Raw genomic sequence first — 15,593 nt, forward strand, 5'->3', positions numbered from 1 at the left:
TTTGCAGAATATTCCAGGTCCCCTCAGGGAGGTGGTGGAGCAGCTCTCCAGCCTTCCCGGAGTGGGGCCAAAATCGGCCCTGCGCATTGCGCTGACCCTGCTCAAGATGCCACGCGAGCGGGCCAACGGTGTGGCAAAGTCCATTCTCGATCTGCGTGAGAACCTGTGTCTGTGCGAGGAGTGCGCCTGTCTGGCCGAGGCCAGTCCCTGCGCCATCTGCGCCGACCCGGCCCGCGAGGTGGACCAGCTCTGTGTCGTGCCCGAGTGGGACGCGCTGCTGGCCATGGAGGACATGGGCGTGTACCGGGGCCGCTATCTGGTCCTGGGAGGCCTACTCTCGCCCCTTGATGGGGTGTCTCCGGCCAACCTGGAAACCGAGCGGCTGCGCCGCCATCTCCGGGCCGGGCATGTGCGGGAACTGATCCTGGCCCTGGGCGCCACGCTGGATGCCGAGGCCACGGCCTCGTTCATCAAGAATCTGGTCGAGGCGGAGTTCTCCGACATCAATGTCAGCCGTCTGGCCCAGGGCATTCCCATGGGCGGAGAGGTCAAATTCATGGACAGGGAGACGCTTCGGCAATCCCTGGTCCACAGGCAGAAAGTGTGAGCGGCGGGCAACGACCATGAGTGAGGAGCAGCTGACCTTTCTCTCCGGGGCAGAGGTGCAGTCCGTGGTCTACCACAACAGGGAGAACGGCTATGCCATCGCCCGCTGCCGTCTGCGCGACGAGCCGGGCCAGTTCTCCATCGTGGGCACCATGGGCGAGTTGACGGCCGGGTCCACCTTGGACCTGCACGGCGTCTGGACCACGCACCCCAAGTTTGGCCGCCAGTTCGAGGTGCGTACCTTCGAACAGGCCCGACCCGCCACCGAGAACGGGGTCATCCGTTTTCTGCAATCTTCCATCAAGGGCGTGGGCGAAAAGACCGCCACAAGGCTGGTGGAGGTCTTTGGCGTATCTGTGCTGGACCTCCTTGACGACGATCCGGAGCAGCTCCTGACCATCAAGGGCATCTCCAAAAACAAGCTCACGGACATCGTCGACTCCTGGAGCCGTCAGCGCGAGATCAAGAATCTGCTCGTCTTTCTCCAAACCCATGGCGTGCCCACCACCTTTGCCGGGAAGATTTTCCATCTGCACGGCGCCCAGGCAGAGCGCAAGCTGCGCGACAATCCCTATGACCTGGCCTACGAGATCCGCGGTGTGGGCTTTCGCACCGCAGACCAGATGGCCATGAAACTCGGCTTTGCCCCGGATTGCGCCCAGAGGCTGGAGGCGGCCATCGCCTACACGCTGTTCACCTCCTGCGACCGTGGCGGGCACCTGTTCATTCCCAGAGACACGCTTCTTTCCGATGTGGCCCGGATGCTCGACACCACGGATTTCGACAGACTCGAGCTTGCGCTGTATTCGCTGGAGGAGAAAAAACGGGTGCGTATCGAGACCCTGGCGGACCAGGGCGTGTCTGACGCCGTCTACCTGATACATTTTTATCACTACGAGAACGAGATAGCCCAGCGGCTCCACCAACTGGTCAGCCATCCCACGCCTGTAAGCCGCAAGAAAATCGAGAAGACTCTGCCCAAGGTGGAGGACAGGCTTGGTTTCAAGCTTTCCGACGAACAGCGCGGGGCCGTTTTCGAGGCGTGCAGCAACAAGGTCTTCATCATCACAGGCGGGCCGGGCACAGGAAAGACCACCATCACCAGGGCCATCATGCTCACCCTCAAGGAGCTGGGCCTCAAGATCAAGCAGGCCGCGCCCACGGGCCGGGCGGCCAAGCGCATGGCCGAGGCGACGGGCCACGCGGCCCTGACGGTCCACCGTCTGCTCCAGTACCAGCCGGACGGCGGGTTCCATTACTGCGAGGACCAGAAGCTCAAGGCGGACGTACTGGTGGTGGATGAGGCGAGCATGGTGGATGCGCACCTGTTCGTGTCCATCCTGCGCTCTCTGCCGCACACCTGCCGCCTGATCCTGGTGGGCGATGTCAATCAGTTGCCCAGCGTCGGTCCGGGCAACGTCCTGGCAGACCTGATCAACTCAGCCAAGGTTCCCTGCGCGGTCCTGACCCATATCTTCCGTCAGGCCCAGGAGAGCTTTATCGTGGTCAATGCCCACCGCATCAACAGCGGACAGTTTCCCCGCCAGCACCCCTGTCAGGCTCCGCAGGCCGATTTTTTCTGGATTCCCCAGGAGGACCCGGCCAAGGTGCAGCGGCTCATCCTCGACAGCGTCTGCGAACGTATCCCCGAGCGCTACGGGCTTGATCCCCTGCGCGACATACAGGTGCTCACTCCCATGCACAAGGGGGAGGTGGGCACCCAGGCCCTCAATGCGGCCCTGCAGGAACGGCTCAATCCGTCAGGTCCGAACGCCCGCGAACTAAAGCGCAAATTTGTCACCTACCGGGCAGGCGACCGGGTCATTCAACTCAAGAACAATTACGACAAGGAAGTGTTCAACGGCGACCTCGGCTGGATCGTGGACGTGGACATGGAGGCCCATGAACTGGTTGTGGAGTTCGACGGCAACCATGTTCAGTATGAGGCATCGGAGATGGACGAGCTTGGACTCGCCTATGCCGTGAGTGTTCACAAGTCCCAGGGCAGCGAATACCGGGCTGTGGTCATGCCCATCGTCACTCAGCATTTCATGCTCCTGCAACGCAATCTGCTCTACACCGGACTGACCCGCGCCCGCGAGCTGGCCGTGCTCATCGGCAGCGAACGGGCATTCCAGATCGGTCTGAACAACGCCACGGCCGGACAACGCAACACTCATCTCGCCCATCGGCTGCGTGGCAGATTCGTCCAGGCCAGCCTCGCCTGACGATTCGTCTTCTTCCCATTCCCTTGCAAACCGCCTGGAAAGGTGGTGTATTGTCAGTTGATGTTTCACGTCACTCAGCCATACCCCGCCCGGAGTCGAGGGGGGTGGATCAACCAACCAATCCGCCGCAAGGCACGGAGTCTTCATGCTCAGTGAAAAAATGCAGGACGCGCTCAACGACCAGATGAACTGGGAGATTTATTCTGCCCACATCTATCTTTCCATGGCCTCCCACTTCGCCGGGGCCGGTCTGGCTGGATTCTCCTCCTGGATGTACGCCCAGTATCAGGAGGAAATGTTCCACGCCATGCGTTTCTTCAACTATATCAATGAGGCAGGGGGGCATGCCAGGCTTGGAGCCATCGAGGCCCCGCCCTACGCATGGGAGTCGCCCCTGGCCGCCTTCGAGCATGCTTTGGAGCATGAACAGGGCGTGACCGCACGCATCAACGCCCTGGCCGATCTGGCCATGGACGAGCGCAACCATGCTGTGGGCATCTTCCTGCAATGGTTCATCTCTGAACAGGTGGAGGAAGAGGATTCCGTGGGCGATATCGTGGGCAAGCTCAAGATGGTGGGTGACGGCGGCGGGCTGTTCATGCTCGATCGCGACCTGGGCACCCGGATTTTTACGCCCCCGACCAACGCCTAGATGGTCGAAATCACAGGGCCGGACGGTGCATCCGTTCGGCCCTTTTCATGAAGGCGCGTACAGGAGAGAGACATGCCGGACACAAGCATCAACATCGTCATCGGCGGCGGAGCCGGGCAGGGACTGGCCACAGTGGGCCAGCTCATGGCACGAGCCGCCACGAGGGCCGGGTATCATCTGCTGGTCAATCAGGACTACATGTCGCGCATTCGGGGCGGACACAATTTCTTTTCCATCCGCATGGGGGCGGAGCCGGTGATGGCCATCGCGGAGGGAATCGACGTACTGGTGGCCCTTGATGGCAGGACTATCGACGAGCAAAGTGCCCAGCTCAATGCCGGGGCCATCGTCATCGCCGGGGACACCATCGACACCGCAGGACTGAACGCCCTGCGTGTGCCCTTCAAGGAGCTGGCCCCCAAACCGCTGTTCCACAACGTGGCGGCCCTGGGTGTCCTTGGCGCGGCCGTGTGTGGCGAGGTGTCCATTCTTGAAGACCTGCTGCGCCAGACCTTCGCCAAGAAGGGGGAGGCAGTGGTCCAGGCCAATATCGAAGTGGTGCGCAAGGCTCATGACTGGGTCGGGGAGCAGGCGTTCGACTTTTCCTGCATCGCACCGCCGCCGGAGCATCCGGGCAAGCGGCTGATGCTCGACGGCAACGAGGCTATCGCCCTGGGCGCTCTGGCCGCCGGATGCAACTTCGTGTCCTTCTATCCCATGACCCCGGCAACCACCGTGCCCATCACCCTTATCGCCAAGGGAGCGCCGCTGGGATTGGTCCATGATCAGGCCGAGGACGAGATCGCGGCCATCAACATGGCCATCGGCGCTTCCTATGCCGGAGCCAGGGCCTTGGTGGCCACCTCCGGGGGCGGGTTCGCCCTGATGACCGAAGGCGTGAGCTTGGCCGGGGTCTCGGAGACGCCGCTGGTGGTCGTGGTGGCCCAGCGGCCCGGCCCGGCCACGGGCATGGCCACCCGCACCGAGCAGGCGGACCTGAATCTGGTTCTCTATTCCGGTCACGGCGAGTTCCCCAGGGCCGTATTTGCTCCCGGAACGGTGGAGCAATGCTTTTATCTCACCCATCGCGCCTTTGATCTGGCCGAGCAGTACCAGACGCCCATGTTCGTGCTCACGGACCAGTTCCTGGCCGACTCGTACAGGACTGTTGCCCCCTTTGACCTCGGCGGGCTGCCCGAGATCGCGCAGCCGCTTCTGGAGGCTCCATCTCCCTATGCGCGCTACGCCCTGACAGACGATGGCGTCTCGCCACGGATGGTGCCCGGCTTTTCCGAGGTGCTGGTGCGGGCCGATTCCCACGAGCACGACGAACATGGCCGCATCACCGAGGACGCGGCCAACCGGGTGCGCCAGAACGTCAAGCGGCTGGACAAGGGCAACGGCCTGATGCAGGACGTTATCGGTCCAGAGTATTATGGCCCCGACGAAAGTGATGAGGGTGCGGACCTTGTGCTCCTGTGCTGGGGATCATCCCTTGGCGCATGTCTTGAGGCGGCGCAAACCCTGAACGCCAAGGGCCTTGTGCGTACGACCGTGCTCCATTTCAGCCAGGTCTATCCCCTGCGCGAGGAGCAGTTCATGGATTTCCTTGAATCCGCCGGACAGGTGGTGGCCGTGGAGGGCAACGCCACGGCCCAGTTCGCCCGGCTGGTGGCCCGCGAGACAGGATTTGTGGTCACCGGCTCAGTCCTGCGCTTCGACGGCAGGCCGCTCAGTCCACGGTATATTCTCAAGGGCCTTGAAAGCATCGTCTAGCCAAGGGAGCGAGTCCATGACATCTATCGAACAATACGGTCAATTCGAGACCTCCTGGTGTCCCGGCTGCGGCAATTTCCCGCTGCTGGAGTCCCTCAAGAAGGCGCTTATGCGCCTTGACCTGCCCCCGCATCGGGTGATGGTCTCCTCGGGAATAGGCCAGGCGGCCAAGGCCCCGCACTACATGCACTGCCACATGTTCAACGGTTTGCACGGCCGGTCCCTGCCCGTGGCCCAGGGCATGAAGATGGCCAACCCGGAGATGACAGTCATCTGCCAGTCCGGTGACGGCTGCGTCTATGGCGAAGGCGGCAATCACTTCCTGGCCGCCATCCGGCGCAACATGGACATCACCCTGCTGGTCCACGACAACCAGATATACGGGCTGACCAAGGGGCAGGCCAGCCCCACCACCCAGCGCGGGCATGTGACCAAGACCCAGCCCGGCGGGGCGCCCTCCGAGGCTTTCAACCCAGTGGCCGTGGCCGTGGCCATGAAGGCCGGGTTCGTGGCCCGCGCCTTTACCGGCGAGCCCGAGCACCTGACGGAGATGATCGTCCAGGCTGTTAGCCATCCCGGCTTTTCCCTGGTGGACATTTTTCAGCCTTGCGTTTCCTTCAACAAAGTCAACACTTTCGGTTGGTATAAGGAGCATTGCCGTATCATTGAGGATCACGATCCGACGGATTGGGCCTCTGCCATGGCCCTAGCCGACGAGTTCGGCGAGCGCATCCCCCTTGGCGTACTTTATCGTGGCGAACGGCCGGTGCTGGCCACGTCCATGCCGCTGGCAAGGCATCGCTATGGGGCCGACGCCCTGGTGGCCGTGCTGGAGTCCTATGCCTGATCGGCACGAACGGTCGAGGATATCCCTTTACAAAGGGCGGCTTCTTTGCAAAAGCTCTTGCCCACGAGACAACCCCTTTTGATGAGGTAACAATGAGCAACGATTCGGAAAAAATCATCTACTCCATGTACAAGGTGACCAAGCGTCACGGACAGCGTGAGGTACTGAAGAACATATCCCTGTCCTACTTCTATGGTGCCAAGATCGGCGTACTTGGTCTCAACGGTTCGGGCAAAAGCTCGCTGCTCAAGATCCTGGCGGGTGTTGACACGGAGTTCGAAGGCGAAACCCACGTCAAGGAAGGGTACACCGTGGGCTACCTGGAGCAGGAGCCGTTGGTGGACGAGACCCGCACCGTGCGCGAGGTGGTCGAGGAGGGCGTGGGCGAGATCATGGCCATCGTCCGCGAATACAATGAGATCAACGAGAAGTTCGCCGAACCCATGGAGGCGGATGAGATGGACGCTCTCATCGAGCGCCAGGGTCGGGTCCAGGAGATGATGGATGCCAAGGGTGCTTGGGATATCGATTCCAAGCTCGACATGGCCATGGACTCCCTGCGCTGCCCGCCGCCCGACACGCCGGTCTCGGTCATCTCCGGCGGCGAGCGTCGTCGTGTGGCCCTGTGTCGTCTGTTGCTCCAGGCCCCGGACATCCTGCTCCTCGACGAGCCCACCAACCACCTCGACGCCGATTCCGTGGCCTGGCTGGAGAAATTCCTCTCTCAGTTTCCGGGCACGGTTATCGCCGTGACCCATGACCGCTACTTTCTCGACAACGTGGCGGGCTGGATTTTGGAACTGGATCGTGGCCGGGGCATACCTTGGAAGGGCAATTACTCCTCCTGGCTCGAGCAAAAGCAGAACCGTCTCAATCAGGAGAGCAAGGCCGAGTCCGAGCGTCAGAAGACCCTGGAGCGTGAGCTGGAGTGGATACGCATGTCTCCCAAGGGCCGCAGGGCCAAAGGCAAGGCGCGCATCAATGCCTACGAATCCATGCTCAGCCACGAGAGCCAGCGGTTGGCCGACGATCTGCAAATCTACATCCCGCCGGGACCGCACCTCGGCAAGCAGGTGGTGGTGGCCGAGCATGTGACCAAGTCCATGGGCGACAAGCTTCTGGTGGAGGACATGAACTTCATTCTGCCGCCCAATGCCATCGTCGGCATTGTCGGCCCCAACGGCGCGGGCAAATCCACGCTCTTCAAGATGATCGTGGGCGAGGAGAAGCCCGATTCAGGCGAGATGATCCTTGGTTCCACGGTCAAACTGGCCTACGCCGACCAGAATCGCGCCTCGCTCGTCCCTGGCAAGACCGTGTACGAGATCATCAGCGAAGGAGCGGAGTTCATCAAACTGGGCGATCGCGAGATCAACGCCCGGGCCTATTGCTCGCGTTTCAATTTTGCCGGGCAGGACCAGCAAAAACACGTGGATGTCCTCTCCGGCGGCGAGCGCAACCGTGTCCACCTGGCCCAAATGCTCAAGTCCGGTGCCAACGTGCTGCTGCTCGACGAGCCCACCAACGACCTGGACGTGAACACCATGCGCGCCCTGGAAGACGGGTTGGACAACTTTGCGGGCTGCGTGCTGGTCATCAGCCATGACCGTTGGTTCCTGGACCGTGTGGCCACACACATCATCGCCTTTGAGGGCGATTCCCGCGCCGTCTTTGTGGAAGGCAACTACAGCGACTATGTACAGGACCGCAAGAAACGGCTGGGCGTGGACGCTGACCAGCCCCACCGGATCAAGTTCCGCAGACTGACCCGCTGATGCCTGCCGCAACTCTGGAATGACCGAGCCCCCCGTCGTCTGCGACGGGGGGCATTTTTATCGAATCGCCTCGGGCGAGCCCAGGGGCGGACGGCGATCCATGACCACGGAGTTGCCTGATTGGGACTTGGCGAACTTCTTGACGTGGGCAGCGCGTTCGCCGATCTCCATGAGCGAGCAACTGCCGCATATCTCGATGACGCCAAGGGAGATGCTCACCAATGGAAAGTCGCGCTCCATACCGTCCCGTCCCCTGGCCTTGATCCATCCCCTGGCGCGGTCCTCGGGGCAGTAACATCTCTTGACCAGCCTGCCAAAGCAGCGGTGAATGGAGCGGCAAATGCGTTCCACCGATTCGGGCGCGGTTATGATTACGAAGTCGTCTCCGCCGATGTGGCAGACCCGGGCTTCCTGGCCCGCATGTTTGCGTACGGCCCAGCTCATGATGTCCGCTGCCAGCTTGATGACGCCGTCGCCGTTCTTGAACCCATAGGTGTCATTGTAGACCTTGAAGTGGTCGAGATCGGCGTAGATGATGCTGAAGCGACGATTCTGGGCGATACGGCTTTCCACCTCCCGCTCTATGGCCACGTTACCGGGCAGTCCGGTGAGGGGGTTGGTGCCCTTGGCCATCTCCACTTGAATCTTGGCCATGGCGTTGAGCAGGGTCTGCACGGAAACGATGCCGAAGAGTCGGCCCTTTCTGGTGACGATGATGTCGTCGTAGGTCTTGATGTGCTCGCGTTTCATGGCCTGACGAGCCGCTTGTTCCACCGGGATGTCCATTTCGACCATGAAGGGGGTGGCGTCCATGACCGTTTCGATGGGGCGGCGGTGGTAGAGGGCGATGCCGTATTGAGAGGAAAGCTGACGGTTGAGATGGTATTCCATGACCAACCCCTGGGGAATGTCGTCATCCGTGACCACTATGCTTGAAAACCTGTTGTTGTTCTTGAAGAAGTCTTGGGCGTCCGAAACAAGGTAGTCCAAGGGGACGGCGTGGGGGGCCTGGGCCAGATCGCCGATGGGCAGGGAGCAGGTGAGGTTGCGCGCATTGACCTCGCCGATGGACTGGATACCCAGACATTCAGGGCTCAATTCAGGCTTGGGTGTGGCCGGTCTGGCAAGAAAGTATCCCTGACCGCAGTGCACGCCAATGTCCTTGAGACAGAGGGTCTGGGCCTTTGTCTCAATGCCTTCCGCGATGATGCGTGAGCCGATCTTGTCGGCAAATGTGACGGTTGTTTCCACCAGGGCCCGCTTGACCGGGTCCTTATGAATCCCGTCTATGAGGGACTTGTCGAGCTTGATGAACTCGGGCTGGAGCTGGGCGATGAGGGTCAGTCCGGCATACCCGGCTCCGGCATCATCCACAGCCACGCGAAACCCCTGGCTGCGGTAGTGGTCCAAGGTGCGGTAGAAGAGGGCGAACTCCTGAACGCTGTGGCGCTCGGTGATCTCAAAGACAATATCGTTCGGGGTCAGACCGGCTGAGGTCAACAGTTCGAGGGTCTTGCCCGGGGTGAATTCGGGGTCGGCCATTGTCTTGGGGTGGATGTTGATGAACAGTTTCTGTCCGTCGCGCAGATGTCCGACATTGGTGATGGCTGATTCGCGGCATACGCGCTCCAGGGCGAAGAGCCGCCCGAGCTGCTCGGCGGTCTCGAAGAGAATGACCGGCGAGCGGAAGGAGGTTCCCTCCGGCCCTCGGGAGAGCGCCTCCCAGCCAAGCACTGAGCTTGACTTGAAATCCAGGATTGGCTGGTAGTGGGTGGTGATTCGTTTGCGGGTCAGTATGTCGTTGTAGGTGTTTGCGATGGAGAGACCCTGCATGTCCAGCGGAGTGCGCAGGATGCGTCTGGCCTCGTGCAAGGCTGCGTCGAAGCAGGGTGAGTTGTCGGTTCCAACCTCAAGGGCGGCAAACCCCATGCCCAGATCAATGCCGATGCCGGTGTGGTTGAACATGGTCCGTTTCAGTCCGTTCTGGGCCTTGAGCTTGTATTCGTAGGCCATGTCCGCCGCAGCGTTCCTGCGCGGAACCATGAACGCGACTTCGCCAGGGCCGACTGTGAGAACGGTCATATCCCGGCAATCCTCGTTATCCTGGGCGGTGGCGGCCAGAACGTCCCGAAGTTCGTGTTCGAGCTGATTGATGAAGCCCTGGCCGTACATCTCGGTCAGGATGGAGTAATCTCTGATGGCAATGAGCACGAGGGTGAAGGGGGTTTCGCGGTCAACAGTCCTGTTGAGCGGAGAATGCTCTGTTATTTTGTAATGCATTCCTGACCCTTGGGCGTTAAGTGTCATATTTCGCATGAGTCGTTCGAGCAAGGAGCCGGCCATGATGATCCTCCCTTTTTCTCGAGGCATGATCGACCGCGCCGACGTATGACCACGTCAACGACAGGTGAGTTCTACATGGAGTGGGCGGGATGTTGTTACTTGCGGGTGACGATTGTGGGGAGATTGCGGACGAAAAAAGGGCGGCCGTGCATGGCGGCCGCCCCATGGGATCAATGTCGTGGTGCGTCAGCGGTAGTAGAGGTTTCGGCCGCCGATGGTCTGGAAGGCCTGCTGGAGGTTCTTGCGGATGTCCTTTCTGCTCCACACGCCCTGGATGTGGCCCCGGGAAAGGGCCTTGAAGCAGTTATGGTAGTCGGGGGGAATCTCCACGCCTGTGGTTTCCTTAATCACGCCGGGGCCGGCAAATCCCAGTCGTGATGAGCGCACCGCGTACTGGTAGGGGGAGCATCCGAGGAACGAGGCCACAGGACCGGCATAAGAATTGGTGTCGTAAAGCACGATGTACAGGCCGCCTTCCTCTATATACCGGCGCACGGCCATGGTGCAGCGGGGCATTTGGATGAGGCCGTTGACGCCTTCCTGAATACGGATGCCCGCCGTGCCGTGGACATAGGCCAGGAAGGGCTGGTGCTTGGACTGTGCCAACTCCAGAGCGCGGATAAACTTCTCCCCCTCGGCTGCGCCCACCGAGCCGCCGCGGAAGTTGGCGATCAGGGTGGCGCAGGTGAGGCGGATGCCTTCCAGGCTGGCGTTGAAGGTCATGCAGCTGCTCTTGAGTCCGGTTTTCTCCCTTGCCGCTTCAATGCGCTTTTCAAATCCCGGGAAACTGGTGGGATTGCCCGCCACTATGTCGCGGTTGAACTCGCGGATGGACCCCTTGTCAAACACATTGTGGAGATACCACTGGTATTCCATGGGGAAGTTGTAGCCGCAGTGGGGGCAGACTCCGGCGAAATCGGTGAACAGGTCCCGCGCCCAGATATCGAGGCAGCCGCGCTTTTCGGCGTGGGGGCAGGCTATCTCCCGGTCCACACGCGCCTGGGGGCTTATGTAGTCGCAGCCGTTGTCCGTGCATGTCTCGCCGGAGTCATTCCGGGACAATCCGGTCAGTTCCATCTCCTTTTGCCTGTCGCCGATGGACTTGACCCCCAATTTCTTGAGGCCGGAACGATATAGGGCGTCGAGCTTGCCGGTGACAACATGGATCTCGTCCGTGACCTCTTCAGCTATGCGGTTGACTTTTTGCCTGAACGGCTTGACCAGGCCATAATTGACCGCCGAGGTGGTGGAGGAGACGATGTCGCTGCTGGTGGCGCTGAGCTTGTCGAGCAGTGAGCGCTCGTCAATGTAGGCGTGGGTAGCCAGCTTGCGGTATTTCTTGAACCGGCGGGCCACGAGCCGCTCACGGGCATTTTCCGTGAGATTCCAGCGGACGATGATGTCCGCGTTTTTGTGGAAGTGGCGCATGGCAAAGGCCCGGACCAGCCGCAGGCCGCGCACCGACAGCGTGACCTCGTCCGTGGCGCGTACCACTTGCTCGCGCAGCTGTTTGTAGAACTCGAAATGATCGGGCCGCGCACCAAGGGGCGGCTCCTGGATGATGGCGTCGATGTACCCGTTTTTCAGGTTGTCCTGGGCCGTGATCTGCTGGGCGATGGCGCAGGATTCGATCAATTCCGCGGGAGCACGTTCGGAACTCTTGATGCGCCCCTCAATGGCGGCCGCGCCTTCAGGGGAAATGACCGAGTAGTAGCCGTGGGAGAGCATGAGACGTTTGTCGGCCATGCCGATGGCCTCGGCCCCGCCCGAACCGCCCTCGGAGAATATGGCGATGACCGGGACCGGAAGCCCAGCCATTTCATAAATGTTTTCAGCAATTTGTTGGGCAGCTCCCGGAAAGTCCTCCACCGGATAGGAGCCCGGAGTGTTCACGTAGGCGTGGATGGGGATCTGTTCCCTGGCCGCGACCTTCATGTATTTGAGCGCCTTGCTGTTGCCCCAGGGTTTGATGGAGCCGCCGTTGCGGAACTCCTGTCCGTGTCCCTTTTCCTGGCCCACCACCATGACCGGCTGGTTGATGATTTTCTTTCCTTTGCGACGTGTGATGTAGGCTCTGGCAATGAGCATCCCCGGGTCGATGGAGTGTTCGTCCTTGCCGCCTATCTCGCTGTAGTTGTCGTAGACATTCTCAAGGATGTCCTTGAGGCAGACGCGCTGTGGATGACGTACGATGCGTACCTTGTCCATGGCCGTCAACTGTGCGTCGATGGCCGTTTCCATAGTGGCGATGCGTGTTTCGAGGGAGTCAAGGGCACGCATGGCCCGATCGTCGGCCACGACATTGTTTTTGTCGGGGAACTCGACGATTTCCTTGGCAAAAGCGTCCAGTTCCGGCCGGTCCTTGTTGCCGAGAATCTCGCGGGCGTAGTTGACCCGCTGCATGAGTTCGGTGAGTTTTTTTTCTATGCTCATGGTGTGTTGGCTAGAATTCAAGCAGGTTTTCTGTACGATCCTGCAGGAAAGGGATGTTCGACTTCATGGCCTGGCCGCCCGAGTCAACGCCGGTCAGCCGGAGGTCAGCCAGGAATTCGAGCCCGCGCCGTTTGGCCTCCTCTAGATCCGCCCCCTTGATGATGGCCAGGGCCAGGTTGGGGTCGTACTCGGTGGGAATCTGATACGGGCGTTCAAGGGGCACATGGGTGTAGACGGAAAGCCAGTCGCACGGCGTCCACTTCAATTGGTCGATGCGTCCCACCCAGGGGGCAAAACCGTTCTCGGTGTCTTCGGCGATGATACGGTACTCGATGCTGACCCCGTCGAAGGAGATGTCCTCCTGGGAGTAGCCCAGGGGTTGGCCCAGGCCGATCCGAATCTGCTCGCGGATGAGGTTGACGTTGCTATCACCCCTGACGGAAGCGATGTCGGCCGAGACGCCGTTCTCCACCTGGATGCGGGTGTTGACCTCCATGAGAAAGGGCTTGCCGTCCGGGGTGACGATCCATTCCCAGGTGCCCACGTTGTCGTAGCCGATTTCGCGGGCGATGGACAGGGAGTAGCCGGTGATGTCGTCAAGCACCTTGGCAGCAGCAAACTCGTAGCGCAGGGTCTGGGGCCAAAAACCAGGAGCCACCTCTATGCGCTTTTGCAGTCCGGGACTTTGCACCGAGCAGTTGCGGGTACCGAAGTGAACCGGGTTTTTGCCGCTGCGGTCGGATACTATCTGCACTTCCAGGTGATTGAAGTTGAAGACGCGTTGCTCGATGAGAACGCCCTCGTCATTGAAGGTGCGCAGCGAGTAGTTGCGGATGCGGCGATAGGTCTGGCGAAAGCGGGCCATGTCCTCGACCTCGTCGATGCCCATGCCGCCGCCGCCAGCTGAGGCCTTGACCAGCACCACTGGCCGCTTGATGCCCATGTTGGTCTGGAATTCGAAGAGGCTTTCGGCTATGGATTCCGCCTCCATTTCATCATAGATGGCACGGTCAGACCCAGGCACTGTGGGAACGCCCAGACTTCGGGCCAGTCGCTTGGTGTTGATCTTGTCCCCCAGGTCGCGGATGACCCGCCACGAGGGACCGATGAAGGTCATGGGCCTGTCGCGTTCGCTGACACGCCGCGCAAAGCGGTAGTTCTCCGAGAAGAATCCGTAGCCCGGGTGGATGGCCGTTGCCCCGGCCTGATCGGCCACCGAGAGTATGTCGCCAGCGTCAAGATAGTTGTTGATGCGATAGACGGCCTTGTCTCCACCGAGTTTGCGGGCGGCGTCCACATGGCCGGAGTGCCTGTCTTCCTCTGTATGTACGGCCACGAAATCAAGCCCGAGATCAGTGCATGCCTGCATGATCCTCACGGCGATCTCGCCCCTGTTTGCAATAAGTACCGTGTTGCCGTGTATGCTCACTGTGGGTCCTTCGTCTCCTCATGGTGAATGGAAGGTGTTGTAAATAGCGCTTCTCAAGGCTTCTGGCAAATTCTTTGATTCTCGAAAAAAACTTTAAATATAAGATGCTTGTGTAGAAACAGGTGTTTGAATTAATTGTTATGGATTTTTGGGGAGAAAATGAGTAATCAGGACTTAGAGACGATTTTGTAGCCTGTTTTGACAAAATGAGTAATTCAAAAATAATTGACGAGAAGAGGGGTGCAATGGATTACGTAATTGTTGGAAATGGCGTTTCTGCCATCGGTGCAATTGAGGGAATTCGACAACACGACCTCACAGGGAAAATCCTTGTTGTCAGCGACGAGGCCGTTCCCACCTATGGTCGACCGCTTATTTCTTATTATTTGTCCGACAAGATCAAATTCGAGACACTCCCGTACAGACCTCAGGAGTTTTACGAAAAGAACCATGTCGAAATGAAGCTCGCCTCGCGGGTGACCAAAGTGGATACGGCGTCCAGGAAGGTGATCCTTGAAAGCGGCGAGGAGGTGCCCTACGGCAAGCTGCTGCTTGCCACGGGTGGCGCCCCGGCAAATCCCGATCTGCCCGGCATCGACGGGCCCGGCGTGTACAACTTCACCACCGTGGCCCACGCCGAGGCGTTGCGCGGACTGGTGGACAAGGTTGAAAAGGTCGTGGTCATCGGCGCGGGGCTCATCGCACTGAAAGCTGCCGAGGGGTTTGCCGAAAAAGGCGTGGATGTGACCATTGTTGTCCGTTCGAGGATAATGCGTACCTACTTCGACGAGACAGCCAGCGACATCATTGTCGAACACCTGGAGAAAAACGGCATCCGCTTCATGCAGGGCACCGACACCAGGGCCATTGTCCGCCGCGGCGACAACACCATCATGGGCGTGGAAACCGACCAAGGCGTGGTGGACGCGGATGTGGTCATCGTTGCCGCCGGAGTTCGGCCAAACATGGCGCTGGCGGTCGAGGCGGGCCTCGTCACCGGCAAGGGGATCAGGGTGGACGATCAGATGGTCACGAGCGATAAAGACGTGTTCGCGGCGGGCGATGTGGCCGAGGCCAGGGATTTGCTTACCGGCGAGTTCATGGTGCGTCCCATCTGGCCAAATGCCTACTCGCAGGGACGCTATGCCGGTTTGAATATGGCCGGTGCGGACAAGCCATACACTGGCGGTCTGTCCATGAACTCCATCACCTATTACGGGCTGGCGACAATATCCGTGGGGCAGACGAATATCGAGGGAGGGGAAACCGAGACCTATCTCGACCGCGACAGGAGCGTCTACCGCAAGCTTGTCTTTAAGGGCGACACCCTGGTTGGCTGCATCCTTATCGGCGACATAGATGGAGCCGGGTTCTACACCAGTTTCATCAAGAATCGCTTCGTCCTCGACGCCGAGGCCCGCAAGCGCCTGATTGAAGGCGATCCCTCGCCAGCCCTCTGGCCCGACGAGTTCATCGAGGCCATGCACAACACCCCTTAGCCGGG

At 60.3% G+C, this 15,593-nt stretch carries 10 protein-coding genes; 7 read left to right on the forward strand and 3 right to left on the reverse strand.

Features of this window, described 5'->3' with window-relative positions; genetic code table 11:
* The first annotated feature begins 1 nt into the window (after position 1).
* The 6 genes from recR to ettA all read left to right on the forward strand — a co-directional run bounded on the left by recR (position 2) and on the right by ettA (position 7,884).
* Positions 2–607 carry a recombination mediator RecR gene (gene recR, locus GKC30_RS11000; protein ID WP_155934788.1) on the forward strand — a complete coding sequence of 202 codons (606 nt, stop codon included), beginning with the start codon at positions 2–4 and terminating at the stop codon, positions 605–607.
* 16 nt (positions 608–623) lie between these two features.
* The gene (recD2, locus tag GKC30_RS11005) at positions 624–2,834 is read left to right on the forward strand and encodes an SF1B family DNA helicase RecD2 (RefSeq protein WP_155934789.1); all 2,211 of its coding nucleotides are present in this window, start codon (positions 624–626) and stop codon (positions 2,832–2,834) included.
* Positions 2,835–2,979: 145 nt separating this feature from the next.
* Positions 2,980–3,486 carry a ferritin gene (locus GKC30_RS11010; RefSeq protein ID WP_155934790.1) on the forward strand — a complete coding sequence of 169 codons (507 nt, stop codon included), beginning with the start codon at positions 2,980–2,982 and terminating at the stop codon, positions 3,484–3,486.
* A 72-nt stretch (positions 3,487–3,558) separates the two neighbouring features.
* Positions 3,559–5,262: a 2-oxoacid:acceptor oxidoreductase subunit alpha gene (locus GKC30_RS11015; protein ID WP_155934791.1), complete on the forward strand. Its 1,704-nt coding sequence runs from the start codon at positions 3,559–3,561 to the stop codon at positions 5,260–5,262.
* A 16-nt stretch (positions 5,263–5,278) separates the two neighbouring features.
* Positions 5,279–6,109, forward strand: coding sequence for a 2-oxoacid:ferredoxin oxidoreductase subunit beta (locus GKC30_RS11020; RefSeq protein ID WP_155934792.1), 831 nt, complete (start codon positions 5,279–5,281; stop codon positions 6,107–6,109).
* 92 nt (positions 6,110–6,201) lie between these two features.
* Complete coding sequence (gene ettA, locus GKC30_RS11025; RefSeq protein ID WP_155934793.1) at positions 6,202–7,884, forward strand: energy-dependent translational throttle protein EttA; 1,683 nt, start codon at positions 6,202–6,204, stop codon at positions 7,882–7,884.
* Positions 7,885–7,941: 57 nt separating this feature from the next.
* Here ettA and GKC30_RS11030 read toward each other — a convergent pair whose 3' ends face one another.
* The 3 genes from GKC30_RS11030 to GKC30_RS11040 all read right to left on the reverse strand — a co-directional run bounded on the left by GKC30_RS11030 (position 7,942) and on the right by GKC30_RS11040 (position 14,089).
* The gene (locus GKC30_RS11030; RefSeq protein ID WP_231117137.1) at positions 7,942–10,164 is read right to left on the reverse strand and encodes a GGDEF domain-containing protein; all 2,223 of its coding nucleotides are present in this window, start codon (positions 10,162–10,164) and stop codon (positions 7,942–7,944) included.
* A gap of 249 nt (positions 10,165–10,413) precedes the next feature.
* A complete protein-coding gene (locus tag GKC30_RS11035; RefSeq protein WP_155934795.1) occupies positions 10,414–12,660 on the reverse strand; it encodes a carboxyl transferase domain-containing protein in 2,247 nt (748 codons plus the stop codon).
* A gap of 10 nt (positions 12,661–12,670) precedes the next feature.
* Positions 12,671–14,089 (reverse strand): biotin carboxylase N-terminal domain-containing protein, encoded by a 1,419-nt coding sequence (locus GKC30_RS11040; RefSeq protein ID WP_367614095.1) that lies wholly within the window; start codon positions 14,087–14,089, stop codon positions 12,671–12,673.
* A gap of 245 nt (positions 14,090–14,334) precedes the next feature.
* Between GKC30_RS11040 and GKC30_RS11045 the strand changes: the two genes are divergently transcribed.
* On the forward strand, positions 14,335–15,588 hold the full coding sequence (locus GKC30_RS11045; protein ID WP_155934796.1) for an NAD(P)/FAD-dependent oxidoreductase: 1,254 nt from the start codon (positions 14,335–14,337) through the stop codon (positions 15,586–15,588).
* Positions 15,589–15,593: the final 5 nt, after the last annotated feature.

This window comes from Pseudodesulfovibrio alkaliphilus (genome assembly GCF_009729555.1).
In the GTDB taxonomy this organism is placed as follows: Bacteria; Desulfobacterota; Desulfovibrionia; order Desulfovibrionales; family Desulfovibrionaceae; genus Pseudodesulfovibrio; species Pseudodesulfovibrio alkaliphilus.